The organism is Parasphingopyxis sp. CP4 (assembly GCF_013378055.1).
Taxonomy (GTDB): domain Bacteria; phylum Pseudomonadota; class Alphaproteobacteria; order Sphingomonadales; family Sphingomonadaceae; genus Parasphingopyxis.
In genome coordinates this window covers 1794230-1818456 of record NZ_CP051130.1, presented here as the reverse complement: position 1 = coordinate 1818456, position 24227 = coordinate 1794230, and the positions used below count along the sequence as shown (strand labels likewise).

The following is a 24227-nucleotide window of genomic DNA, read 5'->3' as shown; positions in this document are numbered from 1 at the left end:
GGAGGTTAAGCAGCTCTTGCTGCGCTATTCAGGCTGCAAGCGGCGCTAATCCATCGGTTTTTCCGCGGCTGCGGAACAGGCCGGTGCCGATCATCCGCCCCGTTTCAAGGGGAAGGGCAGTTGCGCAATAGGCGCATTCGGCGGTCAAGCGACCGACCATCCAGTGCGAACGGCCACAGCCTGGGCAATGGTTGGTTTCATTCGCCCGATAGACGATGCGAAATCCCATCCGGGCCGGGTCAAAGACTTTCTGGTCGTGACACATCGATTTTCTCCTCCAGGGTTCCATGTGTTGGAACGAGGCTGAGTATCGATGAAATGCGATGAATTGACTGTGACCGGAGTCACCAGTTTCTGTTCATCTTATTGCGGGTCCTCATTGCGAGCACCTTCCCGCATCCGCTGGGTTTGACGCGTCCGACGATTCTGCCGCTGCGGCGGCGCGCTCCGCTGGCGCGCCTGACGTGCTGGGCGAGCCTGGCGTTGCGCCGGCGCGGCTCCCTGACGATTTTGTCGTGCCTGGCGGCGTTGGCCTTGGGCAGGCGCCGTCCGCTGACGATTCTGGCGGGTTTCGGTCACGACCGGCGGATAGGGCCCCCGATAGCCGTTTCTCGTTCCGTTTCGATCGCCGCGCCGTTCCGCGCGTCGATCTGCCCGGCGGCCGTCACGCCGCGCTTCGCGTCGATCCTCACGCCGCTCGGCCCGTCGGCGATCACGTCGCCGGTCTCCCCGGGCATGGCGCCGAGCGCGTCGATCTTCCCAATGGCGGCGATGGCGATCGCCCCAGCGATGGCGGTTGCCGAGCCGATCATAGATGTAAAAGGAATGGCCGGGATAATAGAAGCCGTCATACCAGCCATAAGGGCCATAACGGTTGTTGTAGAAGATATTGCCATAGCCATAGCCATTGCGGGCGACATAGCCGGCATCTTCACAATCCGGGTACAGATACCCGTCCTTGTCATAGCATTCGGCCGGATAGAGGTCTCCGGCATAGCGATCGCCATAATAGCCCGTGCCATAGCCATCATAGATGGTGCAGGCCGACAGGCCGGTTGCCGCGATCGCCAACAGGGCGACATTTCTGATCCGTGTAAAATCCATAACTACCCCTTGCGCCCGTCCTTTCGGGCGACCCCCCGTCCTTTCGGGCACCCCCACTCTTCTTTCGGGCAACCCATAGCCACACTATCTAATGCGCCATGCTTGAACCGGTTGTGAACCGGCTGGTTTCATCCTGTGCCGGAACGGGACGGGCGCAGGAGAGGGTTCCCCAACGAAAAAGGGGCCCGCAAGCGAGCCCCTTCTCCGATTACCGTTGGACGGTAATTAGTCTTTGGTGATGAACTCAGGCAGCTCACCTTCGCCGCCCTTGTCTTCACTCTTTTCGTTGCGATCGCCCCGATCACGGCGCGGGCCACGACCACGTCCACCGCGACCACGACCACCCTTGTCGCCACGCGGTTCACGCGCTGGGCGGGTATCTTCCAGCTCTTCGCCGGTTTCCTGATCGACAACGCGCATCGACAGGCGGACCTTGCCGCGACCATCGACTTCGAGAACCTTGACCTTCACTTCCTGCCCTTCGGACAGTTCGTCGGTCACTTTCTCGACGCGCTCATTCTTGATTTCAGAGACATGGACGAGGCCGTCCTTCTGACCCATGAAATTCACGAACGCGCCGAAATCGACGATGTTGACGACCTTGCCGTCATAAATCTTGCCGACTTCCGGTTCTTCAACAATGCCTTCGATCCACTTGCGAGCGGCTTCGATTTCATTGATGTCGGACGAGGAGAGCTTGATTACGCCTTCATCGTCGATATCGACCTTGGCACCGGTTTCAGCGACGATCTCACGGATCACCTTGCCGCCCGTACCGATAACGTCGCGGATCTTCTCTTTGTCGATCTGCATCGTTTCGATCCGCGGCGCAAAGTCCGAAAGTTCGGTGCGCGTGGTGTCGAGAGCCTTGGACATCTCACCCAGGATGTGGGCGCGGCCGCCATTGGCCTGTTCCAGGGCGGACTTCATGATCTCTTCGGTGATACCGGCGATCTTGATGTCCATCTGGAGCGAGGTGATACCCTTTTCGGTACCGGCAACCTTGAAGTCCATATCGCCGAGATGATCCTCGTCACCGAGAATGTCGGACAGGACAGCAAAGTCGTCACCTTCGAGAATCAGGCCCATTGCGATGCCCGATACCGGCCGCTTCAGCGGAACACCGGCATCCATCATCGCGAGGCTGCCGCCGCAGACGGTGGCCATCGAGGAGGAGCCGTTGGACTCGGTGATGTCGGACAGCACACGGATCGTATACGGAAATTCTTCCGCATCCGGCAGGACCGGATGGAGCGCGCGCCATGCGAGCTTGCCATGGCCGGTCTCGCGGCGGCTGGTAAAGCCGAAACGACCCACTTCGCCGACCGAATAGGGCGGGAAGTTATAGTGGAGCATGAACGGCGAATAGGAGAGGCCGTTCAGGCCGTCGATCATCTGCTCTGCATCCTTGGTGCCCAGCGTCGTCGTAACGATCGCCTGGGTTTCACCACGGGTGAACAGCGCCGAACCATGCGTACGGGGCAGGAAGTGCACCATCGCTTCGATCGGGCGAACTTCGTCGAGCTTACGACCGTCGATCCGGCTACCATCCTTGATGATCGCACCGCGAACGATTTCGGCTTCAAGCTTCTTGACGACCTTGCCGGCAGTCATCTGCGTTTGGCCATCTTCCTCGGCAAAGGCTTCCTTCGCCTTGTCGCGGGCTGCGTTGAGCGCGTCCGAGCGTTCCGACTTGTCGGTCAGCTTGTAGGCAGCGGCGATATCGCCGCCAACCAGATCGCGAAGCTGCTGCTTCATGCCGTCCTGGTCATCGGCCGGAGCGAGTTCCCACGGATCCTTGGCAGCCTGTTCAGCGAGCGAGATAATCGCATCGATAATCGGCTTGGATTCTTCATGGGCGAACATGACAGCGCCCAGCATGACATCTTCCGGAAGCTCTTTGGCTTCGGATTCAACCATCAGAACGGCGTTCTGCGTGCCGGCAACCACGAGATCGAGTTCGCCTTCGGCGACTTCGTCCATGCTCGGGTTGAGCTGATATTCGCCATCCTTATAGCCAACGCGCGCAGCGGCGATCGGACCCATGAAGGGCAGGCCGGAAATGGTCAGCGCTGCCGAGGCAGCAACCAGGGCCAGAATATCGGGCTCATTCACGCCATCATAGGAGAGAACCTGCGCGATCACGTTGATCTCGTTGTAAAAGCCTTCTGGGAAAAGCGGGCGAACCGGGCGGTCAATAAGACGGCAGGTCAGCGTTTCTTTTTCCGTAGCGCGGCCTTCACGCTTGAAGAAGCCGCCCGGAATGCGTCCGGCGGCCGAGTATTTTTCCTGATAGTGAACGGTGAGCGGGAAGAAATCCTGCCCTTCGCGCACTGATTTGGCAGCGGTGACTGCGCACAGCACCACCGTGTCGCCGAGCTGCGCGAGAACCGCGCCGTCGGCTTGGCGGGCCACACGGCCCGTTTCGAGGGTCAGCTTCTGGCCGCCCCATTCTGTTTCGACTTTCTTTACGTCAAACATCTTTTCTTCTTCACTTTCCTTGCGAAGACCCGCCCTATGCGGGCTATCGCTAAAATTGCGGACCGAATTGTCCGCCTGTGTGGAGCCTTATTGCTCCTGTCTTTTGTTTAGACACAGACCGTAAGGACTGAGCCTGTCAAAGCCCGTTTCTCTGACTGATAAGCGCCCTTCGACATGCTCAGGGCTAACGGGAGGGGGATGAAACCATCCTCCATATGAAAACGGCCCCGCAAACGGAGCCGTTCCCCAAATTATTTACGAAGGCCGAGCTTCTTGATGAGGTCTTGATAGCGACCTTCATCCTTGTTGCGCAGATAACTGAGCAAGTTGCGGCGCTTGTTGACCAGCATCAGCAGCCCGCGGCGCGAGTGATGGTCTTTATGGTGGCCTTTAAAATGGTCGGTCAGGTTGGTGATCCGTTCGGTGAGGATCGCGACCTGGACTTCTGGGGAACCGGTATCGCCGTCTTCCCGTGCATTTTCTTTGATCACTTCAGCCTTGCGTTCGGCAGTAATCGACATCGCATCATTCCTTTCAAAACATCATAAGTTAAATCCCCGCACGACCTTCAGCTCGATCCCGTCACATTCGACGAGGGCAACCGGAACAGACTGGTCGGTTGCAAGATAAAGCCCGGCAGTGGCGGAATTCCCGGTCGTTCGCTGCCCCTTGCGGAGCTGCCTTGCCTGATCGGGAGTGACGGAAAGAGCCGGGATGTCGTCCAGCCCTGCCGCCAATGGCAAGAGTGCCTGTTCAAGGGAGCGCGTCTTAGCGAGTTCGTCCAGTTTGTCCAGCGAAATCGCGCTTTTCAGCGAAAAGGGCCCAGCCTTGCTGCGGTGCAACATAGTGACATGTCCAACCGTGTTCAAGGCGCGCGCAATATCGCGGGCAAGCGAGCGGATATAGGTGCCCTTCGAAACATGGGCGGTGAGGGTGACCTGCTGCATCAGGTCATCCCCGGGCAGGCGGGGATCTGGGTCCGCTGACGATGTGTCCTGCAGCTCTGGATTCCCGCCTGCGCGGGAATGGCAAAGCGCATGGATCGTTACGGCCCGCATCTTCATTTCCACATCTTCGCCGGCGCGGGCGCGGGCATAAGCGGGTTTGCCGTCAATCTTGAGCGCGGAATATTTGGGCGGGATCTGCTCGATTGGACCGGTGAATTGCGGAAGGATGGCCTTGAGCTCTGCGAGGGATGGGCGATGGTCTGACTGTTCAGTGACCGCGCCCTCCGCGTCCAGCGTATCCGTCTCCGCGCCGAACTGGATCGTGAAGTCGTAATTCTTGTTGCTATCGAGCATTCGCCCGGCCAGCTTGGTCGCTTCGCCAAGCGCGATCGGCAGCACGCCGGTGGCGAGCGGATCCAGCGTCCCGCCATGGCCGACCTTCACCTTGGCATAGCCGCCCTCGCGCAACGCCCGCTTCACCGCCGACACACAGGGCGTCGAACCGATACCGAGCGGCTTATCGAGAATGATCCAGCCGTGGAGTTTGGGGGTTAGGTCTGGCTCTGCCATTCGTCTGCCAATAGCCCGAAAACCGCCGTATCGCGAACATGGCCTGTCCAGGTGATGCGGTTTTTGCGGAGCGTGCCTTCATGGGTCGCGCCCAGCTTCAGGACAGCGGCCATGGAGCGCGCATTGCGGGTGTCGACGCGAAACTCGATGCGGGTATAGCCACAGGCGATCGCGTGATCGATCAGCAGGACCTTCATTGCCCGGTTGAACGGCCCGCCGCGGACCTCCGGCGCGATATAGGTCCCGCCAATTTCGACGACATGGTTCATCGGGTCGGCGTTTATATAGTTCGTCATGCCAACCACGGTATCGCCGTTGAGGATCGCATAGTTGGTCCAGTTTTTCGCGGTCGCCAGCGCGCCGATCATGTCAAAGCCGCGATCGAAATGCTCGTCCAGCATCGAAAAGGGATAGATGGTCCAGATGTCCGGATCCTTGGCGCACGCCGCGCGCAACCCTTCACGATGCGATTCGCTGCGCAGTTCAAGGCGGACATCGCCATCGGCCAGGGGCTGAGCGAGCGGTTGGGCAGGATCTGTCATGCGTGCCGGATGGCAGCGGAATATGGCCGGCTCGCGGCGACGTTACGGCACCGAAGGGATTATTCGGCGGCGGCGTCCGCCTCGGCTGCTTCCTCTTCTTCGTCCGGATCGGGGATCGCAACCAGGCTGCTCACAAAGCAGGGTCCGTCGCGGGTGATCACGCGGCTGAACCGATCGAAACGCGACGTCCCGCCGGTGTCGAAGCCCAGCGTCTCGGTAAAGCGCAGGCCTGGGCAGCGATTGGTGAACTCGGCGCGGTACCAGCGTCCATGATTGGCTTCGATCAGCAACACATCGCGTTCCGGCACGCGCCAGTTGCGGATCGATCGATTGGCAAAGGGGATATGGGTCTGTTCGGGCTCGGCCGCTTCACTACCCTCAGCGGCTTCGTGATGATCGAAGGCGAGGGCGGGCGCGGCAAGGCCGGTGAGAAGCGCGAGGGTGACTATCTGTTTCATGCGCATGATTCCTAATCCGACAAGCCTGAACAAAAGCTGAGAATTTTTGCCCAGCCGTGATAGACTGATTTCCAAAGAAGGAGCGTGTCATGGCCGATTTTGAATGTCATGTGATTGGCGCGGATAATGCCAGCTTGCTGAACGATATCGCGCCGGGGGTCTTCGAGGCGCCGGTGCGCGAAGATTTCCTCGTCACATGCCTTGAAAATTCCCAGCAATTTCTGATCGTTGCGGTGGGAGGAGGCCAGGTGGTCGGCAAGGCGATTTCCTATGTCTTCCATTTCCCGGAAAAGCCGAGCGAGATCTATATCGAAGAGATCGACGTCGCAAAGGACTGGCGCCGCAAAGGGGTTGCCAGCGCGCTGATGCAGTCGGTTGGTGCGGAGGGAAAGCGCCGCGGGATCGCTGAATATTGGCTGATCACCGAGAAAGACAATAAGGGCGCGCGGGCGCTCTACGAACGCACCGCCCATAACCGCCAGAAAAGCGTCTGGTACGAATTTTATTGTTGAGGGAGCGGGCCGGCACCGCGACATTGTGAGAGCAATGTTCTGACAAACAGACCCTCTAAACGTCCAGCCGTTCCATAAAGTGTCTACGGCACAGTGCGATATAGCGGTCATTGCCGCCAATTTCGGTCTGCTCGCCGGCTTTGACCGCCCGGCCTTGTTCGTCGATCCGCAGGTTCATCGTCGCTTTCCTCCCGCAATCGCAGACCGCTTTCAGCTCGACCAGCGAGTCCGCCAGCGCGAGCAATGTCGCCGAGCCTTCGAACAATTCGCCCTGGAAATCGGTTCGCAAGCCATAGGCCAGCACCGGGATGTTCCATCGGTCGGCGAGCCGCGCACATTGCCAGACCTGGTCCTTGGTCAGGAACTGCGCCTCGTCGATCAACACACAGGCGAGAGGGTTTTCGCGATGCTCGGCCAGCACTGCCTCTTCGATCTTGCTCGATCCGTCATAGCGATGCGCATCGCTGTGCAGGCCGATGCGCGAGCTGATCGCGCCAAAGCCTGGCCGGTTATCGAGCGCCGCCGTCCATAGCATCACCTTCATGCCGCGCTCGCCATAGTTGAACGCAGCCTGGAGCAGGGTGGACGATTTTCCCGCGTTCATCGATGCATAGTAGAAATAGAGCTTGGCCATTGCCCCAGCCTAGCGCCGGATGGTCGCAGCCGCCAAGTCTATTCCCCCCAGGCGAGATTCAATCCGTGCTCGCGCACCGCAACCGGCCAGTCAGCCGTTAGCGTTTCGAACCGCGATTGATCATTGGCATAGAGCGCCCGGATCGCATCTTCGAAATGCGGATAGTCACCGGCCATAGCGCTGAGGAAATGATAGGCCGCGTCGCGTTTTTCCCGATCGGAGGATCCCGCTTTGCGGGCCGTGTCGACCAATTTGCGCAAGGTTGCCGATGCGCCGCCGGGTTGCCGGGCCAGCCATTCCCAATGGCGCGGCAGCAAAGTCACTTCTTTCGAGGTGACACCAAGTTTCGGACGCCCGCGTTTCGGTGGCTCAACCTCCAGCGCTCGCAGATCGAAATCGATTTGCTGACCGGTTTCATCGTCGAACACCAAAATGTCGGATGATCGCGCGACATCCGGCAGGTCCCGCAGGGTTTCAACGATATGGTTGCGCGAACCCGTGGCGAGCCAGTTCTCGGTCACAAATGCAGTATAGCTTGTCATCATAGCCTCCAAAGGGATGGGCTATTTATGCCGGGGTAAAAATAGAGTCAATATACCCGGGTAAAAATACTCAAGCGGCTATTTTCCCTTGGATTCCTGCATGTCGGAGCGGATCGCCTCGACACCGGCCGGGTCAATCGGCCGACCGAAATTGATCCGCGCATTGGCATGGCCGACCTGTTGCCAGCCCATTGCTGCCTGGATCGCCGTCCATTGGCCCTGCGCATCGAGGCTCTGGTTGCAGGCCAGCTTGGCAAGCCGCAGTCCGATCATCGGCCGTTTTGCAATGCGCTTGGCCATGGTGAGAGTGAAATCATCGAGTTCGTCGCGCGCCACGACATGATTGACCATACCGAGCTCGCGGCACTCTTCGGCGGTGAAACTGGCGCCGGTGAACAGCATCTCCTTGGCCTTGCGATGGCCGACTTCCCAGACATGGGTGAAATATTCATGGCCGTTCACGCCAAAGGCGACGACCGGATCGGAGAATTGCGCATCCTCGCTCGCGATCACAATGTCGAATGGCCAGACCAGCATCAGCCCGCCGGCGATACACTGGCCCTGTACCTGGACGATGGTCGGCTTGGGAAGGTTTCGCCAGCGCCAGCACAGGCCAAGATACATTTCATGCTCGGTGCTCATCTGGCCGGCCTGGCCCGGCTCATCGAACCCGGCCCAAAGCGTCACCGGATCATGATCGGCGGGTGTTTCCCTGTCTTTCAGGTCATGGCCAGCGGAGAAATTCTTGCCCTCGGCGGCGATCATGATGCAGCGGATCGCATCATCCTGCGCAGCCTGGGTGAGCGCGCGATCGATTTCGTAGAGCATCTTCGCGTCCTGGGCATTCGCCTTGTCCGCACGATTTAGCGTGATCCGGGCGATATGCTCGGCCGGTTGATCATAGCGTATCCGCTCGAATTCCATCCCACTCTCCCTGTGCGCGCCTATGCGCAGCGATTCGGATAGCAGATTGGGAAGGGGGCACCTATTCCTCTTCGGACAGGTCCCGTGCGATTTTGGGGTCGCGCAGTAGCGTATCGATCTTGCCGCCCTCGTCGAAGCTTTCGTCGAGAATGAATTTCAGTGCTGCGGCATATTTTGTGTTCACCCGGCGGGATACTTCGCCGCGCAGATAGCGGACATTGCGCTTGAGCGCGGCGAGCACTTCTTCTTCGTCGCCACCGAGCAATGGCTTCACGAAAACCGTGGCATGTTTGAGGTCCGGTGACATGCGGACTTCGGTGATGCTGACCATATGCGTTGCCAGCACGTCGTCATGCACATCGCCGCGGCTCAATACCTCGGACAGCACATGACGCACGCGTTCGCCGACGCGCAGCAAGCGCACGGATTGGGTATCGTCAGAATTATTAGCCACGTCTCGTTTCGCCGTTCCGCCTTGCGCCGGAACCACCGTTCATGGCGTCAGGCGCAGCCTATTTCTTTTTGGAGTTGTCAGACGGCTTCTTGTCGCCGCCTTTGTCACCACCTTTATTGCCTGGCTTGCCTTTGTCGCCGCCTTTTTTGTCGCCCATCGAATCTCTCCCCAAGAATGGAGCGATGAGCTTAGGCGGTTTCCCAAGTCACTACAATGTCCGTTCTTTTTCCTCGACTTCGAACACTTCGAGTGTGTCACCAGGCTTCACGTCATTGGTCTCTTCGAGCACGACACCGCACTCAAGACCCGAACGCACTTCGTCGACATCATCCTTGAAACGCCGCAGCGAGGCGATCTTCGTGGCGCTGACGATCACATCGTCGCGCATCAGACGCGTGTTGAGGCCCTTGCGGATAAAGCCTTCGGTAACCAGCAGGCCAGCGGCCTTGTCTTTCTTGCCGGCCGGGAAGACTTCTTTGATATCCGCGCGACCCACGACATTTTCGATCCGCTCGGGGCCGAGTTCGCCAGCCATTTCGGCTCTGATCTCGTCGAGCAGATTATAGATGATATCATAGTAGCGCATTTCCACGCCATCGCGCTTGGCGATCTCGCGGGCTTTCGCATTGCCGCGGACGTTAAAACCGATGATCGGCGCGCCGGATGCAGCGGCCAGCGTCACATCGCTTTCGGTGATACCACCGACGCCGGAATGCAGGACGCGGACCCGGATATCTTCGGTCGAAATCTGCTCGAGCGAACTGATAATTGCTTCCACTGAACCTTGTACATCACCCTTGATGACGAGCGGGAATTCGATCGCCTGCTTCTCGCCCATTGCCGAGAACATATTCTCGACACTGGTCGGTGTTTGCGTCGTGCGCGCACGATCGATGACGTCCTGCCGATATTCGGCGACTTCGCGGGCACGCCCTTCGTCTTCCACCACGGTCAGCGGATCGCCGGCACGCGGGACGCCGGACAGGCCGAGAACTTCGACCGGAACCGATGGTCCGGCTTCCTTCACCTGCTTACCCTTGTCGTTGACCATCGCGCGGACCTTGCCGCTTTCCGCGCCGACCACGAAAATATCGCCGGTGCGCAGCGTACCGCGATTGACGAGGACGGTGGCAACCGGGCCGCGACCCTTGTCGAGCTTGGCTTCGACAACGGTGGCTTCTGCCTGGCGATCGGGATTGGCCTTGAGCTCGAGCAGTTCGGCTTGAAGCAGGATTTTCTCGGTGAGATCGTCCAGTCCATCGCCCTTGAGCGCAGAGATCTCGACATCCTGCACATCGCCGGACATCGCTTCGACCATCACTTCATGCTCGAGCAGACGTTCGCGCACTTTTTGTGGGTTGGCGCCTTCGACGTCCATCTTGTTGATCGCGACGATCATCGGGACTTCGGCGGCCTTGGTGTGATTTATCGCTTCGATCGTCTGCGGCATGATGCCGTCATCAGCGGCCACCACCAGGATTACGATATCCGTGACATTGGCGCCGCGGGCGCGCATTTCGGTAAAGGCAGCATGGCCCGGCGTATCGAGGAAGGTGACTTCCTGACCGCCCTTGGTCGTGACCTGATAGGCGCCGATATGCTGGGTTATCCCACCGGCTTCACCCGATACGACTTCACTGCCGCGCAGCGCATCAAGCACACTGGTCTTGCCGTGATCGACATGGCCCATAACCGTAACGACCGGCGGCCGCGGCTTCAGATCTTCCGGCTTATCTTCATCGCCTTCCATGCCGAGTTCGACATCGGACTCAGAAACACGCTGAATATTATGGCCAAATTCGGTGACGAGCAGCTCAGCCGTGTCCTGGTCTATCGTCTGATTGACGGTAACGGCCATGCCCATCTTGAACAGTGATTTGACGAGATCGGCGCCGCGTTCTTCCATCCGCTTTGCGAGTTCGCCCACGGTGATCGCTTCAGGCACGGTAACATCACGTGCTTTCTTGACCTGTGGCTGGTCATCGGCATGCGCGCGTTTTTCCTTGTCCTTTTCACGCGCACGCTTGAGCGCTGCGAGTGAGCGGGATCGCGGGCTGCCATCGCCATCGCGCAAAGCGCGGTTGACGGTAAGCTTGGAGCGTTCCTTGCGCTTGTCGCCGCGCTTCGGTTTGCCCTTGTCTTCTTTCTTCTTTTCGGCCCGTTTCGGCTTGGCTACCGGCGTGAAGGCACGCGGTGCCGGTTTGTTCGGGTCGAGTTGCGGTCCGCCGGGATCGTCCGGCGCAGCAGGATCGGCGGCTTCTTCTTCAACTGGTGCAGCCGCTGCTTCTTCCGCTGCTTCCTCGGCCTTGCGGCTTTCTTCAGCGCGATTTTCTTCGGCGCGTTTGGCTTCTTCCTGAGTCGCCTGTTTCTTGGCGTCGTCCTCGCGACGGCGGGCGTCTTCGAGTTGGGAAAGGCGGGCTTCTTCGGCTTCGCGCAGCAGTTTTTCCTGCTTTTCCTTGCGGCTCAGCGTTTCGTCGGCCTCGCTGGTCTTTTTGGCGGCTGGCGGCGGCGGTGCTTCAGGCTCTGCCGGCGGTGGCGCCGGGGCTTCTGCCGCCTCTTCAACCGGTGCAGGGGCAGGGGTTTCGCCCGGCTTGGTGAGCACGCGACGTTTCTTGCGTTCAACCACGACGGTGTTCTTCCGCCCATGGCTGAACTGCTGCTGGACCTTGCCCTCAACGGTGCGCTTTACGCCGAGGGTCCGGGTGCCAAGTGTCTTCTTGTTATCGTCGCTCATTCTAAGCCTTTGTCTTCCAACTCTTAATCGTTCGGTTCCAGCGAGTCTCGCCCGCCGGGACCGTTCGTGCCATTCGATCCAGAAAATTCCATCCAGCGCGAGAGTGCGCCTGATACACGTATTGCAGCCCGTTCGTCCACAACCGCGATATGTACAGTATTTTCGCGGCCCAGCGCCTCGCCCAATATGGTACGATCAGCCGGAATAACCAGCCCCCGCCGGTCACTGCCTTCTTCATCCATTCCGACCCGCCAGGCCTGATCCAGCTTGCGCCGTCCATCCTCGGCCGCATCGGACGCATGCATCAGCAATTCGACCTTGCCGGAGCGGGCTGCATTTTGCAGTTTTTCCGAGCCGGTCTGCAAACAGCCGCTGCGGGCTTCAAGGCCCAGCCGGTCCAGCGCATTGCGAGCCAGAGCAGCGTCGATACGTCCGACAAGATCATCAGGTATCGCAAAGGCACCGGTCTTGAATGCCCGGGCGAGGGCGCCCTTGAGCTTGCCATTGGCGAGCGCAGCGGTCAGCGCCTCACGATCCGGAGAAATCCATGCGCCGCGGCCCGGCGCCTTGGCGCGGACATCGGGCAGGATATCGCCATCAGGAGAGAGCGCCAGCCGGATCAGCGATGCGCTCGCGTCCGCCTCGCCCGAAAGGATGCATTTCCTTTCAGGCTCATGCGGCTTGCGCTGCTTCGGCTTCAGGCCGTCCGCGGTCTCATTGGTCGTCATCCGCAGCTGCGTCCTCCTCGGAAGCCTCTGCGGGTGCAGCCGGTTCGTCTTCGTCTTCGAACCAATGGGCACGCGCGGCCATGATGATCTCGTTGCCTTGTTCCTCGGTGAAGCCATATTCGCCGAGCACGCCGCCCTTGGGCTGCGCCCGGGCCGGTGCGGCCTGATCGCGGCGGCGCTGTTCGACGCGCTTCTTCTCGATCAGCTCATCGGTGGCGAGGTCAGCAAGATCGTCGAGCGTCTTGATGCCCGCTTCGCCGAGCGTCACCAGCATGGCTTCGGTAAGATAGGGCATGTCGACCAGATCGTCTTCGACACCCAGCTCCTTGCGGCGGTTGCGGGCCGCTTCTTCACGCTTTTCAAGCGCTTCGACAGCACGCGACTGCAATTCACCGGCAATCTCTTCGTCCAGCCCTTCAATCGCGGCGATTTCGGCCGGATCGACATAGGCGACTTCCTCAAGCTCGCTAAAGCCTTCGGCGACGAGCAGCTGCGAGAGCGTTTCGTCAACATCGAGCTCCGCCTGGAACATGTCGGAGCGCTGCATGAATTCTGCCTGGCGCTTCTCGTTCGATTCATCCTCGGTCATAATGTCGATGGCTGATCCAGTGAGCTGCGAGGCAAGCCGGACATTCTGCCCGCGCCGACCAATTGCCAGGCTCAGCTGATCGTCGGGAACGACAACTTCGATCCGCTCTTCTTCTTCGTCGAGCACAACGCGGCTTACCGATGCCGGCTGCAGCGCGTTGACGACAAAGGTCGCAAGATCGTCTGACCAGGGAATGATGTCGATCTTCTCGCCATGCATTTCCTGAACGACCGCCTGGACGCGGCTACCCTTCATGCCGACACAGGCGCCGACCGGATCGATCGAGCCGTCATGGCTGATCACGCCGATCTTGGCGCGGCTTCCCGGATCACGGGCCGCAGCCTTGATCTCGATAATGCCGTCATAGATTTCGGGGACTTCCTGGGCGAACAGCTTGCGCATGAAATCGGGATGCGCGCGCGACAGGAAGATTTGCGGCCCGCGATTTTCGCGTACCACCTTGAGGATCAGCGAACGGATGCGATCGCCGACACGAACGATTTCGCGCGGGATCTGCGCATCGCGGCGGATAACGCCTTCTGCGCGGCCGAGATCGACAACGACATGGCCAAATTCAACCCGCTTGACGACGCCGGTGATGATTTCACCCGCACGGTCCTTAAACTCGTCATATTGACGCTCGCGCTCGGCTTCGCGGACCTTCTGGAAGATCACCTGCTTCGAAGCCTGGGCCGCGATCCGGCCAAATTCGATTGGCGGCAGCGGATCGACGATGAAATCGCCAACGCTCGCGCCATCCTCTAGCTTCTGGCCCTGCTTCAGATCGACCTGCTTGAAATGATCTTCGACTTCCTCGACCACCTCGACAACCCGCCACAGGCGCAGATCGCCGGTTTCGGTATCGATCTTGGCGCGAATATCATTCTCGGCGCCATAGCGAGCCCGGGCAGCGCGCTGGATCGCGTCTTCCATCGCCTCGATAACGATCGCCTTGTCGATGATCTTCTCGCGCGCAACGGCGTCCGCAATTGCGAGCAGCTCGGCTTTGTTGGCGGAAATGGCAGAGGCCATGTCTTTATCCTTCTTCTTCCGTGATCGTTTCCGCGCCGTCGGTAGAGAGTGGAGCGGTTTCTGCAATGAGTTTGTCGGTCAATACCAGCTTGGCCGAATGAATATTCTGAAAATCGAAAATATGGTCATCCTTGCCGGGGACTTCGGCGTGAATGGCCTGGCCTTCACGTCCCTTCAGGACGCCTTTGAACTGTTTCGTGCCCATCACCGGTTCGAGCAGGTTGAACCGCGCTTCATGGCCGGCCCAATCGTCAAAATCGGTGAGCCGGGTCAGCGGCCGATCAATCCCCGGTGACGACACTTCGAGCCGGTAGGCGTCATCAATCGGGTCCTGTTCGTCGAGCATTTCGGAAAGCGCACGGGAAATCGCCGCGCATTCTTCGATCACCAGCTGGCGCGTATCTTCGCGCTCCGCCATGACCTGCAGGATCGGGCCATCCTCGCCGTTCATCATCTTCACGCGCACGAGCGCAAAGCCGAGCTTTTCGACTTCGGGTTCGATCAGGCGTGTCAATGCGGCGATGTCCGCCATATGGTTTCCGATACTCTCTTCCGGCCCAGTCTCAATCAGGCACAAATATGTCTTGCCGCTGCCGGCCCGAAGTTTCGGACCAGCCTCTGCAACGTTACCGATGTAGAGATAGGCAGGGGCTATATAGGCGGGGGTTTGATATCCGGCAAGGGAAACCATAAAGATGGTCGAAACGTAATAAATCCCATTTTCTTCACTCCCCGGGGGATCGCCATGCGCACCTATATCGCCAGCCTGTCCGTTATTGCTCTTGCCGCCTGCAGCGCAGCCGAAACCGTGTCGGCGCAAGAGAGTGATGCCGTCATCGCAGCCGCAACCGAGACCTTTTCTGTCGAGGAAGTCGCGACCTTTAACGAGCCCTGGGCGATGGCCTTCCTGCCGGATGGCCGGGCGCTGGTGACCGAGAAGAGCGGCACGATGCGCTTGTGGAGCCCCGATCAGGAGACGGTTGAGGTGAGCGGCATTCCGGCCGTCGATTATGGCGGGCAGGGCGGCCTTGGCGATGTGACGCTGCATCCCGACTTTGCCGAAAATGGCATGGTCTATTTCAGCTATGCCGAAGCGGGCGATGGCGAAACACGCGCTGCGGTCGTGGCGCGGGGCATATTGGTGGTGGCCGGCGATGATAGCGCCAGCCTCAACGATGTCGAAGTGATCTGGCGCCAGGGCCCCAAGACCGGGCGGCGCGGCCATTATGGCCATCGCATCCTGTTCGGTCCGGAGGGCTATCTGTTCATTGCATCGGGCGATCGACAGGAGCTGGAGCCGGCCCAGGATACCAGCAATAATCTTGGTACCGTCGTGCGCCTTAATGCTGACGGCAGCGTGCCGGACGATAATCCCTTTGCCGATCAGGGCGGCATGACCGCCGAGATCTGGTCCTATGGCCATCGCAATCCACTCGGTTTTGCATTCGACACTGAGGGCCAGCTTTGGGATGTCGAACATGGCCCGGCTGGCGGCGATGAGCTGAACCGGATCGAACGCAGTGTGAATTATGGCTGGCCAACGGTGTCCAATGGCGAACATTATGACGGCCGGCCGATCCCCGACCATGATACCGATGCCAGGTTCCGTGCACCCTATCTCAGCTGGACTCCGGTGATCGCGCCGGGCGGTATGATTTTCTATTCGGGCGATATGTTTGCCGATCTGACCGGCGATCTGCTGATTGCGGGGCTTTCAACCAACGCGATCATTCATGTCGAAATCGACGGAGAGACTGCGCGTGAAGCCGGTCGCTTCACCTTCGACAATCGCATCCGTGAGATCGAACAGGGCCCTAACGGCACCATCTGGATCCTCGAAGATGGCGAAGATGGCCGGATGATCCGCCTGACGGCCGGCGGCTAATGTCGGCGCTTGCAACGGTTGCCGAATATCAGCGCGATCTGGGCGCCAGCCTGGAACGGATGTTCGAAAACGCGCTGGACTGGGAGCATCTGCCCTATGTCCATTCCCACGCCTTTGCCTCGATCGATCTGGTCGAGGAGCGGGACAGCGGTTGGCAGGCGCGCGTCGGCACGCCGCAGGGCGGTGAATTGCTGATCGATCTCGAGCTTGATCGCGAAGCGGGCATCTGGACGACCAACAGCTATGCCGGCGATACGCTCGTCGGACGGATCATCACCCAGGCCACGGCGACCGGTGCCAATAGCTGCCGTGTTGATATCGACTTCCAGCTGCCCGATCCCGATGGTCCGCAGCGCGAAGCATTTTCGGCTTATTATCCAACCCTCTACGCGATGCTCTATGATGAAGACGAAGCGATGATGGTTGCCCGTTCCGAGGCTGTGGCTCGCGGACCGGGAGCTTTGGCCGAGCGGCGCAATGTTACGCGCGCCGATGGCAGCGCAGCGGAAGTCGCCCGCTATTGTCCGCATCTTGGGCTACCGCTTGATGCAGAGCCCGATAGCGATGGCACGATTACCTGCCCCTGGCACGGCTATCGCTTCGATATTGAAACCGGCAAATGCGTCAGCGGCGCAAGTTGCAGCTGGGCCGTCTGAAGCCAATTATTCCGAGAACAGCCATTCCAGATAGGCGGCAAGCCTGACCCCGCCCTGTTGCAGCCGTTGTTCGGCGATCGGCAGGTTCTGGTAGTTATACGCATAGCTCAGGTCCGTCTCGCCCGCCGCCGGATAGATGGTTGGGCGGATCGCGGCGCTTTCGGCGATCCAGACAAGCGCGTCGGCGGTCCACCAGCCAATCTCGGTTTGCGGCGCGATCGCCCGGCCAAGCCAGCGCGCATATTCGGTATAGCTGAGATTCTTGTCCATGATCATGTCGGTGTCCCAGACCCGGTGGAGATTGGTCTCCTCGCGGAACCAGGTCACCTGCTCATCATTGCCGCCGCGATCCGCGCCATTGCCGACATGGAGCGGCTGATGGAGGTCGCCGACGATATGGATGATGAAGCGCAGCGCCAGCGCCCGATCTTCGGCGGGCGCGCTGCGGTCCCGCACGGTGGCGGCAAATTGGGTGAGGGCGGAGGCCGCATCGCCTTGGGGCGGCGCGCCGACATCGGGATAACTGTTTCCTGGCGGAACCGTCACATAATGCCAGGGGCTCGCGTCATTCTGCCAGAAATCGGCGGGATTGGAGCGTTCCTCGTCGGGCCAGGTAGAGGCTTCGGCGAGATCTTCGACCCCCAGGATCAGCAATATCTCAGCGCGCGTCCGCCCGGACACACGCTCGTCAGCAAGCTGGCCGATGATGCGATGGCCAAGCTGGCCCCAGGCCTGGGCCGGCATAGGCGCTGCGACGATGATCGTTGCGAGCAATGACAATAGGATTTTCGGCACTGGAACTATCCCCCCAAGGTTGGCGCCCGCCCGCGCGGTCACAGGGGAATGATCCTAGATCAGTGGCCGGATGTTTCCAATGACAAGGCGGTCCGAAATGGTGGGGTCGTTCTAACCGATCATGAAAGTCGTTAGAGCTGAGCTTGTCGACGTACGTCTATCGGCGGAGAAACACCCTTCGACAGGCTCAGGGCTAACGGTATCTGGACGTGCTCCGGCGCAGGCCGGAGCCTAGGCCTGCCCTGTCGGGAAAGTCGGCCCCTTTCGGACTGGGCTCCGGCCTGCGCCGGAGCACAGGTTGCGCAAAATCCGCTCCCCGTCATGCTGAACTTGTTTCAGCATCCACTCCTCAGCATGAACGGGCCGCGCCTGTGGAGCGGTGGAAAATGAAACAAGTTCAGGGTGACGAACAGAATATACTGGGTACCTTATGTGCTCCGGCGCAGGCCGGAGCCTAGGCCTGTCCTGTCGGGAAAGTCGGAACCTTTCGGACTGGGCTCCGGCCTACGCCGGAGTACAAACTCAATCAACTGCACCTCACCCCAAATAGAAAGGGCCCCCACGGGAATGCCGTTGGAGCCCTTAATATTGCCGCGGGAGCAAACTATCCGCCGACGAACAGGATCTCGCGATCGCCGGTCGGCTGCACGGGTCGTGCGGTATTTCCATAAAGCTCGGTATAGGCCGTGATCTGTTCTGCAGAGATCGTCACAGGCTCGCTCATAAAGACCCAGTTCACGCCTTCGCTACAGGGCGGCGTGGTGAGAGATCCGGGGAAGCGGAAGAAGCTTTGCGTTTCGGGAAGCACTGCGCTCGGATCGAAGGTCACGCCCTCAAGCGTCTGGGAGCCTTCATCCGTGCTGAACGCGTCGAACGCAGCGGCGAGCGCTTCATTGGCTTCGCCTTCGGCAAGGAACACGCCGATCACGGCCAGTTCACCCGCTTCGCTGGCATGGACAAAGTGAATATCGCCGGCCGGCTGTTCGCCTTCGATCGTATATTCGCTCGGCATGTGCATATGTGCCTGGATGAAATCATAGCGCTCGCCTTCGAGCATGATGTAGCCGCCCTCGGGGGCCACGACATTGCTGTTATAGCCGGCGCCTTCGATCGTCATCGGGCCGCTCTGCCAGTTGATCTGCAGTGATACGTCTTCGCTGTCCGTCGCATCGGCGCGGACGAAATTGATCGGCGACTGGACGGTACCGGTGGCGCAGGTCGCATAATCTTCGTTGGCCGTGCCCCATTCTGCGGAATTGTCATAGGTCCAGGAGGCGTCGTCTACAGCGCCATCGACGCCTTCGTCGGGGCCGGTTTCACGTTCGGCGGGGCCGCTGCAGGCGGCGAGCGCGACGGCCGAGACCGCGAGCAAAACTGTCATTCGCATCGGAAACTCCAACTCATTATATGATCTGCCGTTCCCATAGGCTGTTTTGGCGGTGTACAGAATAGATTGTTTTCAACGATGATCATAGACACAGCCTATCAAAGACGCACCTCAACATCGAATCACCTATTGGCGCAGATAGCGGAAATACCAGACTTCATGGCCTTTTCCGCGGGCCTTGCGCTCATAGCGGGTTTCGGGCCAATCCTCAGGGCGATCCAGAAAATCGCGCGGGTTTTGCGCCTGCCAGGCGAACTCGGGTCGCTGGCCCATGATCATCATCGCCCAGCGGCAATAGATCGGATGATCGGTGCCCAGGCGGAACTCGGCGCCGGGTTTGAGCTTGGCGGCAATCATGTCGATCGGGCCGTGGTTCATCATCCGGCGCTTGGCATGTTTGGCTTTGGGCCAGGGATCGGGGTGGAGCAGATAGAGCCGGTCGAGCGAGCCATCGGGGAGCCGCTCAAGCGCGTCGAGCGCATCGCCCATATGGATGCGGATATTGGTGAGCCCGGCATCCTTGATATGGCCCAGCAGCCCGACGACGCCGTTGATGAAATGCTCGCAGCCGATAAAGTTGGTATCCGGCCGCGCGGCAGCCTGGGCGGCGAGATGCTCGCCCGAGCCAAAGCCGATCTCGAATTCGAGCGGGCTATCATTGCCGAAGATGGCGCGCGCATCGAGCGGACCGTCTTCGGGAATCGCGAGCTCGGGTAGCATCGTATCGAACATCGCCTGCTGGCCGACACGCAGCTTGTGCCCCTTGGAGCGGCCATAGAGGCGGCGGATGGTGGCGGGATCTACGGTCATGTGCTGGCAAATAACTCGCTATGGTCGTCGCGCAGCTTGGCTTTCTGCACCTTGCCCATCGCGTTGCGGGGCAGGGCATCGGCAAATAGGATTTTCCGCGGCTGCTTGAAGCGCGCGAGCCGATTTTCCAACACAGCGGATATCGCACTTTCATCGATAGTTTCGGTCTCGCGCACCACGATCCCGACCACCGCCTCACCAAGATCGGGATGCGGCACCCCGATCACCGCGCTCTCGCGCACCCCGTCAATCGCATCGATCGCAAGCTCTATTTCCTTGGGATAGATGTTGAGCCCGCCAGCGATAATCAGATCCTTCGCCCGGCCAACAATCGCGACGCGGCCTTCGGCGTCCATCGTCGCAATATCGCCGGTGATGAAATATCCATCGTCGCGCATCTCTTCGGCGGTCTTGTCGGCTTTCTTCCAATAACCCTGAAACAGATTTGGTCCGGTTATTTCGAGAACGCCGGGCGTCCCGCGTTCAACTTCATTGCCAAGCTCATCCGCCACGCGCGCTGAAACGCCCGGCAGCGCAAAGCCGACGGTGCCGGGAACCCGATTCCCCTCATAGGGATTGGAGGTGATCATGCCCGCCTCCGTCATTCCATAACGTTCGAGAATCGGCTGGCCGGTCTTGGCTTCGAACTCGGTAAAAGTGCTTTCGAGCAATGGCGCCGATCCGCTGATGAAGAGGCGCATGGCACTGCTGGCGTCGCGCGTGACGCCTGGATGATCGGCGAGGCGGACATAGAAGGTCGGCACGCCCATCAATACCGTCGACTGCGGCAGGTCCGCGATGATCGCGTCCGCGTCGAAGGCCTTGTGAAAACGGATCGTAGACCCGCCGAGCAGCGCGAGATGCAGCGCTACGAACAGGCCATGGACATGATAGATGGGCAGCGCATGGATCAGCACATCGTCTGACTGCCAGTGCCAGTAATCGAGCAAGACCCGCGCGTTGGAAGCGAGGTTGTCATGGCTCAACATCGCGCCCTTGGACACGCCGGTGGTTCCGGATGTGTAGAGGATCGCGGCGAGATCGTCTGCCGCGCGCGACGCGATTGGGGCGGCCTCTGTGCTGGCCTGCGAAACGCGTTCGGCCAGGCTGCCGCTGCCGGTGGCATCCAGGGTGACGAGCTTCGCATCTCCGGCAATACCGGCCACCGAGCCTTCCGCAGCCGGATCGCAGACAATGATCACCGGTTCCGCATCAGCAATGAAATAGTCGAGCTCAGCCGCGGTATAGGCGGTATTTAGCGGAACATAGACGAGGCCCAACCTCAGGCTCGCCAGATAGAGCAGGACATTCTCGATCGACTTACCGACCTGTACAACGATGCGGTCACCCGGCTGTCCGCCAAGGTCCGTCAGCGCATTCGCCCAGCGCGCGGTTTCCGCGTCGAGTGCATCATAACGCAGCCGGACGGTATCGCCCTCGACGATAAGCGGCTTGTTGCCTGCCTGTTCGGCGGCCGCAGCAATATGGGCGTAGAGATTAGCCGGATCGGTCATCGCAGCCGCTCATACTGTAGTCGGATTTGCTTGTCTGCCCGGTTGCCCGGCGTGGCTATTGCCCGACAGCAGCCTTGAGCGCATCGACCAGGTCTGTCTTTTCCCAGGTGAAGAAGTCGCCCTCGGCGGTCCGTCCGAAATGACCATAGGCCGCAGAGCGTTCATAGATCGGTCGATTGAGGCTCAGATGTTCGCGAATGCCGCGCGGTGTCAGGTTTACGAGATTCGGCAGCACTTCTTCGAGCACAGCTTCGTCCACCTGACCGGTGCCATGCAGATCGACATAGAAGGATAGCGGGTGCGACACGCCGATCGCATAGCTGACCTGGATCGTGCATTTCTTGGCAAGCCCGGCAGCCACGACATTCTTGGCGAGATAGCGAGTCACATAAGCGGCTGAACGATCGACCTTGGTCGGATCCTTGCCGCTGAATGCGCCGCCGCCATGCGGGCTGGCGCCGCCATAGGTGTCGACAATGATCTTGCGTCCGGTGAGCCCGGCATCGCCGTCGGGTCCGCCGATTTCGAAGTTGCCGGTCGGATTGACGTGGATTTCCGTTTCGTCGGTGATCCAGCCATCGGGCAGCACGTCATGAAAGACGCCGACCACATAATCGCGGATCGCGGCCTGGCCTTCATCGTTGGAGTGGCTGGCGGCATGCTGGGTCGAGACGACCAGCGCCGTTGCGGCAACCGGCTCGCCATCTACGTAGCGCAGCGAGACCTGGCTCTTGCTGTCGGGTTCGAGGAACGGGGCCGCACCGCTATGGCGATCATCGGCAAGACGCTCGAGTATCTTGTGCGAATAATAGAGCGTCGCCGGCATCAGGTCCGGCGTTTCGTCGCACGCATAGCCAAACATGATGCCCTGGTCGCCAGCGCCTTCATCCTTGTTGCCATCCGAATCGACGCCTTGCGCGATATCGCTCGATTGCGGGTGAAGATGGCAGGCATAGTCGAGCGTCTTCCAATGAAAACCCTCTTGTTCATAGCCGATCCGCTTCACCGCACTGCGCGCTGCCTGTTCGATAGCTTCGAGCGCGCCGGGTTCCCAATTTCCGTCCGTATCGATCATGCCGACACCGCGAACTTCTCCAGCCAGAACAATGCGATCGGTTGTCGTCAGCGTCTCACAAGCGACCCGCGCTTCGGGATCGCGCGACAGGAACAGATCGACGACGGCGTCCGAAATCTGGTCCGAAACCTTGTCCGGATGGCCTTCTGAGACGCTTTCGGACGTGAAGAGATAATTGCTGCGCATGCTGGTCCTCAATCCAATAAAGAAAGACCGGATAGGCCCTGCTGGCACGTCCGGTCTACATATAAAGAAATCCTTATGTCACTTAGCGAGGGCGGCGCATCAGTGCAAACGCCAATCCGCATAATAGGAGCGCAAACAGCAGGGGGATGAGATTGCCGTAGCGGGCGAACACAGTCGGGCTGGCTGCGGCAGGCAGCGCACTGCTGATCATTCCGGCTTCCTGATACGGGATATGATCGACAACATAGCCGCGCGCATCGATCACCGCGGAAATGCCGGTGGGCGTTGATCGGATTACCGGCAACCCTTCCTCAACCGCCCGAAGTCGCGCCTGGGCGAGATGCTGGGGCGGACCCCAGGCGCCAAACCAGGCGTCGTTCGACGGATTGAACAAAAAATCTGGCCGATCGTCCCGGTCCACGACCTGGCCGGAAAAGATAATCTCATAACAAATCTGTCCACCAACCCGACCAAAGCCCGGCAGGTCCAGCGTTGCAGGCCCAGGCCCCGGCCAGAAATCGAGATCGCCGGGTGCGAGGCGCGACATACCAACCGCTTCGAAAAAGCCGCGCAAAGGCAAATACTCACCGAAATGCACAAGATTGGCCTTGTCGTAGCGGGCGAGAATTTCGCCATCGCCATCCATTGCATACAGGCTGTTGCGCGCACCCACAGCGCGGCGGCGACCATCCTCGTCGGTCTCGACGATAAGCTTGGTTGCGCCCAGTAAGAGTATGTCATCCTCACCCAACAGGCTGGCGATGCGGAGGCGTGCGACCGGATCATCCTCGATAAATTCGGGTACCGCGGCTTCCGGCCAAAAGATAAGGCGCGGCTCATCTGACGGCTCGCCTGTCGTTGCAGCGAGGCGCTCGAAATTGTCCTGGGCAAAGGCCGGATCCCATTTCACCGCCTGATCGATATTGGGTTGGATCACCTGAATCATTTGACGATTGGCGTCTGCGGGAGCGGTCAGGGTCAGTGGCAGGTTCCACCAGCCGGCAATGCTCAGGACCAGCGGTATTCCGACCAACATGGCGAGCGCAGGCCAGCGCCGCTCGTGGAAGATCAGGAAGATCGCGCCTGCCAACAGGATGAGCAGCCCCGACAGGCCATAGGTACCGACGATCCGCACGGATGGTGCCAACAGTCCCTCGCTTCCCAATGTGCTGACAGTGATCGCGGCGAGGGGGTTCCAGGCAAAGTCGAACAGGATCGAGGCGCGCAGGAACTCGGTTGCGATCCAGGTCGCTGCAAACAACAGGACGAAGGTAACGGGCATCGCCTTGCCGATCCGCCAGGCCAATGCCGTGGCGAGTCCCGGAAACAGGGACAAATAGAGCGCAGCGATGATAACCGCGACCCAGCCCAGCCAGGCAGGCATTGCCGATTGATAGGCAAAGGAGCCCGCCATCCAGTTCAGCCCAACGATGAAATGCCCCAGACCAAATACATAGCCGGTCGCAAAAGCTGTGCGCATCCGGGCAACGTTGAGCGTCAATGCGATCAGCACCGCAAAGGCGGCGAGCGTCATCGGCCATAGCCCAAGCGGCGCAAAGCCGGTGGCGGACAAAGCGCCGGCACCCAAAGCGATTAGCATGTGTCTCACCCGACCATCGCTATTCCCTGAAGCACCGCATTTCAATGCAGAGCATCATTCCCGCCATC

At 59.9% G+C, this 24227-nt stretch carries 24 protein-coding genes; 3 read left to right on the top strand and 21 right to left on the bottom strand.

The annotated features are described in order from the left end of the window. Nucleotides 1-28 precede the first annotated feature (28 nt). From HFP51_RS08770 to HFP51_RS08740, 7 genes are all read right to left on the bottom strand, one after another. Nucleotides 29-265, bottom strand: coding sequence for a hypothetical protein (locus HFP51_RS08770; RefSeq protein ID WP_176873726.1), 237 nt, complete (start codon nt 263-265; stop codon nt 29-31). A gap of 98 nt (nt 266-363) precedes the next feature. Continuing rightward, nucleotides 364-1104: a hypothetical protein gene (locus HFP51_RS08765; protein WP_176875370.1), complete on the bottom strand. Its 741-nt coding sequence runs from the start codon at nt 1102-1104 to the stop codon at nt 364-366. 225 nt (nt 1105-1329) lie between these two features. Then, on the bottom strand, nt 1330-3585 hold the full coding sequence (pnp, locus tag HFP51_RS08760) for a polyribonucleotide nucleotidyltransferase (RefSeq protein ID WP_176875369.1): 2256 nt from the start codon (nt 3583-3585) through the stop codon (nt 1330-1332). A gap of 251 nt (nt 3586-3836) precedes the next feature. Beyond that, the gene (gene rpsO / locus HFP51_RS08755) at nt 3837-4106 is read right to left on the bottom strand and encodes a 30S ribosomal protein S15 (RefSeq protein ID WP_176875368.1); all 270 of its coding nucleotides are present in this window, start codon (nt 4104-4106) and stop codon (nt 3837-3839) included. Between the two features lie 21 nt (nt 4107-4127). Beyond that, nucleotides 4128-5102 (bottom strand): tRNA pseudouridine(55) synthase TruB, encoded by a 975-nt coding sequence (gene truB, locus HFP51_RS08750; protein WP_176875367.1) that lies wholly within the window; start codon nt 5100-5102, stop codon nt 4128-4130. Further along, entirely contained in the window at nt 5084-5644 is a 561-nt protein-coding gene (locus HFP51_RS08745; protein ID WP_176875366.1) for a GNAT family N-acetyltransferase, read from the bottom strand. The genes truB and HFP51_RS08745 overlap by 19 nt, the downstream gene beginning before the upstream one ends. A gap of 59 nt (nt 5645-5703) precedes the next feature. Further along, nucleotides 5704-6102 (bottom strand): DUF6491 family protein, encoded by a 399-nt coding sequence (locus HFP51_RS08740; protein WP_176875365.1) that lies wholly within the window; start codon nt 6100-6102, stop codon nt 5704-5706. An 89-nt stretch (nt 6103-6191) separates the two neighbouring features. Here HFP51_RS08740 and HFP51_RS08735 point away from each other — a divergent pair, with 89 nt between their 5' ends. Further along, nucleotides 6192-6614, top strand: a complete 423-nt coding sequence (locus tag HFP51_RS08735; protein ID WP_176875364.1) for an N-acetyltransferase — start codon at nt 6192-6194, stop codon at nt 6612-6614. Nucleotides 6615-6669: 55 nt separating this feature from the next. Here the strand turns inward: HFP51_RS08735 and HFP51_RS08730 are convergent, their stop codons facing one another. From HFP51_RS08730 to rimP, 8 genes are all read right to left on the bottom strand, one after another. Continuing rightward, complete coding sequence (locus HFP51_RS08730; protein WP_176875363.1) at nt 6670-7248, bottom strand: thymidine kinase; 579 nt, start codon at nt 7246-7248, stop codon at nt 6670-6672. A 38-nt stretch (nt 7249-7286) separates the two neighbouring features. Further along, nucleotides 7287-7769, bottom strand: a complete 483-nt coding sequence (locus HFP51_RS08725) for a DUF2239 family protein (RefSeq protein ID WP_370462909.1) — start codon at nt 7767-7769, stop codon at nt 7287-7289. Nucleotides 7770-7868: 99 nt separating this feature from the next. Then, the gene (locus tag HFP51_RS08720; protein WP_176875361.1) at nt 7869-8714 is read right to left on the bottom strand and encodes an enoyl-CoA hydratase; all 846 of its coding nucleotides are present in this window, start codon (nt 8712-8714) and stop codon (nt 7869-7871) included. Between the two features lie 61 nt (nt 8715-8775). Next, on the bottom strand, nt 8776-9168 hold the full coding sequence (gene rbfA / locus HFP51_RS08715; RefSeq protein WP_176875360.1) for a 30S ribosome-binding factor RbfA: 393 nt from the start codon (nt 9166-9168) through the stop codon (nt 8776-8778). A 208-nt stretch (nt 9169-9376) separates the two neighbouring features. Beyond that, nucleotides 9377-11902 (bottom strand): translation initiation factor IF-2, encoded by a 2526-nt coding sequence (gene infB / locus HFP51_RS08710; RefSeq protein WP_176875359.1) that lies wholly within the window; start codon nt 11900-11902, stop codon nt 9377-9379. Nucleotides 11903-11925: 23 nt separating this feature from the next. Continuing rightward, on the bottom strand, nt 11926-12630 hold the full coding sequence (locus tag HFP51_RS08705) for a DUF448 domain-containing protein (protein WP_176875358.1): 705 nt from the start codon (nt 12628-12630) through the stop codon (nt 11926-11928). Next, nucleotides 12617-14251, bottom strand: coding sequence for a transcription termination factor NusA (gene nusA / locus HFP51_RS08700; protein WP_176875357.1), 1635 nt, complete (start codon nt 14249-14251; stop codon nt 12617-12619). The genes HFP51_RS08705 and nusA overlap by 14 nt, the downstream gene beginning before the upstream one ends. Nucleotides 14252-14255: 4 nt before the next feature. Beyond that, nucleotides 14256-14783: a ribosome maturation protein RimP gene (gene rimP / locus HFP51_RS08695; protein ID WP_176875356.1), complete on the bottom strand. Its 528-nt coding sequence runs from the start codon at nt 14781-14783 to the stop codon at nt 14256-14258. Nucleotides 14784-14996: 213 nt separating this feature from the next. Here rimP and HFP51_RS08690 point away from each other — a divergent pair, with 213 nt between their 5' ends. Both HFP51_RS08690 and HFP51_RS08685 read left to right on the top strand, forming a co-directional pair. After that, the gene (locus tag HFP51_RS08690; RefSeq protein ID WP_176875355.1) at nt 14997-16136 is read left to right on the top strand and encodes a PQQ-dependent sugar dehydrogenase; all 1140 of its coding nucleotides are present in this window, start codon (nt 14997-14999) and stop codon (nt 16134-16136) included. Beyond that, nucleotides 16136-16792: a Rieske (2Fe-2S) protein gene (locus HFP51_RS08685; RefSeq protein ID WP_176875354.1), complete on the top strand. Its 657-nt coding sequence runs from the start codon at nt 16136-16138 to the stop codon at nt 16790-16792. Before HFP51_RS08690 ends, HFP51_RS08685 begins: the two co-directional genes overlap by 1 nt. 6 nt (nt 16793-16798) lie before the next feature. Here HFP51_RS08685 and HFP51_RS08680 read toward each other — a convergent pair whose 3' ends face one another. From HFP51_RS08680 to lnt, 6 genes are all read right to left on the bottom strand, one after another. Then, nucleotides 16799-17587 carry a S1/P1 nuclease gene (locus tag HFP51_RS08680; protein WP_255454615.1) on the bottom strand — a complete coding sequence of 263 codons (789 nt, stop codon included), beginning with the start codon at nt 17585-17587 and terminating at the stop codon, nt 16799-16801. Between the two features lie 604 nt (nt 17588-18191). Further along, nucleotides 18192-18974: a carbonic anhydrase gene (locus tag HFP51_RS08675; protein ID WP_176875353.1), complete on the bottom strand. Its 783-nt coding sequence runs from the start codon at nt 18972-18974 to the stop codon at nt 18192-18194. 126 nt (nt 18975-19100) lie between these two features. Further along, nucleotides 19101-19784, bottom strand: coding sequence for a tRNA (guanosine(46)-N(7))-methyltransferase TrmB (locus HFP51_RS08670; protein ID WP_176875352.1), 684 nt, complete (start codon nt 19782-19784; stop codon nt 19101-19103). Further along, nucleotides 19781-21298, bottom strand: coding sequence for an AMP-binding protein (locus HFP51_RS08665; protein WP_176875351.1), 1518 nt, complete (start codon nt 21296-21298; stop codon nt 19781-19783). Before HFP51_RS08665 ends, HFP51_RS08670 begins: the two co-directional genes overlap by 4 nt. 55 nt (nt 21299-21353) lie before the next feature. Beyond that, nucleotides 21354-22559, bottom strand: coding sequence for a methionine adenosyltransferase (gene metK, locus HFP51_RS08660; protein ID WP_176875350.1), 1206 nt, complete (start codon nt 22557-22559; stop codon nt 21354-21356). Nucleotides 22560-22641: 82 nt separating this feature from the next. Next, nucleotides 22642-24159: an apolipoprotein N-acyltransferase gene (gene lnt / locus HFP51_RS08655; protein ID WP_176875349.1), complete on the bottom strand. Its 1518-nt coding sequence runs from the start codon at nt 24157-24159 to the stop codon at nt 22642-22644. Nucleotides 24160-24227: the final 68 nt, after the last annotated feature.

Excerpts from the sequence above, each read along its gene's own strand:
- HFP51_RS08665 (WP_176875351.1), bottom strand. The coding sequence starts at position 21,298 with ATGACCGATCCGGCTAATCTCTACGCCCATATTGCTGCGGCCGCCGAA.
- nusA (WP_176875357.1), bottom strand. The coding sequence starts at position 14,251 with ATGGCCTCTGCCATTTCCGCCAACAAAGCCGAGCTGCTCGCAATTGCG.
- metK (WP_176875350.1), bottom strand. The coding sequence starts at position 22,559 with ATGCGCAGCAATTATCTCTTCACGTCCGAAAGCGTCTCAGAAGGCCAT.
- HFP51_RS08675 (WP_176875353.1), bottom strand. The coding sequence starts at position 18,974 with ATGCGAATGACAGTTTTGCTCGCGGTCTCGGCCGTCGCGCTCGCCGCC.
- HFP51_RS08670 (WP_176875352.1), bottom strand. The coding sequence starts at position 19,784 with ATGACCGTAGATCCCGCCACCATCCGCCGCCTCTATGGCCGCTCCAAG.
- HFP51_RS08720 (WP_176875361.1), bottom strand. The coding sequence starts at position 8,714 with ATGGAATTCGAGCGGATACGCTATGATCAACCGGCCGAGCATATCGCC.
- HFP51_RS08730 (WP_176875363.1), bottom strand. The coding sequence starts at position 7,248 with ATGGCCAAGCTCTATTTCTACTATGCATCGATGAACGCGGGAAAATCG.
- infB (WP_176875359.1), bottom strand. The coding sequence starts at position 11,902 with ATGAGCGACGATAACAAGAAGACACTTGGCACCCGGACCCTCGGCGTA.
- HFP51_RS08690 (WP_176875355.1), top strand. The coding sequence starts at position 14,997 with ATGCGCACCTATATCGCCAGCCTGTCCGTTATTGCTCTTGCCGCCTGC.
- HFP51_RS08705 (WP_176875358.1), bottom strand. The coding sequence starts at position 12,630 with ATGACGACCAATGAGACCGCGGACGGCCTGAAGCCGAAGCAGCGCAAG.
- HFP51_RS08685 (WP_176875354.1), top strand. The coding sequence starts at position 16,136 with ATGTCGGCGCTTGCAACGGTTGCCGAATATCAGCGCGATCTGGGCGCC.
- HFP51_RS08770 (WP_176873726.1), bottom strand. The coding sequence starts at position 265 with ATGTGTCACGACCAGAAAGTCTTTGACCCGGCCCGGATGGGATTTCGC.
- HFP51_RS08745 (WP_176875366.1), bottom strand. The coding sequence starts at position 5,644 with ATGACAGATCCTGCCCAACCGCTCGCTCAGCCCCTGGCCGATGGCGAT.
- rpsO (WP_176875368.1), bottom strand. The coding sequence starts at position 4,106 with ATGTCGATTACTGCCGAACGCAAGGCTGAAGTGATCAAAGAAAATGCA.
- HFP51_RS08740 (WP_176875365.1), bottom strand. The coding sequence starts at position 6,102 with ATGAAACAGATAGTCACCCTCGCGCTTCTCACCGGCCTTGCCGCGCCC.
- rimP (WP_176875356.1), bottom strand. The coding sequence starts at position 14,783 with ATGGCGGACATCGCCGCATTGACACGCCTGATCGAACCCGAAGTCGAA.
- lnt (WP_176875349.1), bottom strand. The coding sequence starts at position 24,159 with ATGCTAATCGCTTTGGGTGCCGGCGCTTTGTCCGCCACCGGCTTTGCG.
- pnp (WP_176875369.1), bottom strand. The coding sequence starts at position 3,585 with ATGTTTGACGTAAAGAAAGTCGAAACAGAATGGGGCGGCCAGAAGCTG.
- HFP51_RS08735 (WP_176875364.1), top strand. The coding sequence starts at position 6,192 with ATGGCCGATTTTGAATGTCATGTGATTGGCGCGGATAATGCCAGCTTG.
- HFP51_RS08765 (WP_176875370.1), bottom strand. The coding sequence starts at position 1,104 with ATGGATTTTACACGGATCAGAAATGTCGCCCTGTTGGCGATCGCGGCA.
- truB (WP_176875367.1), bottom strand. The coding sequence starts at position 5,102 with ATGGCAGAGCCAGACCTAACCCCCAAACTCCACGGCTGGATCATTCTC.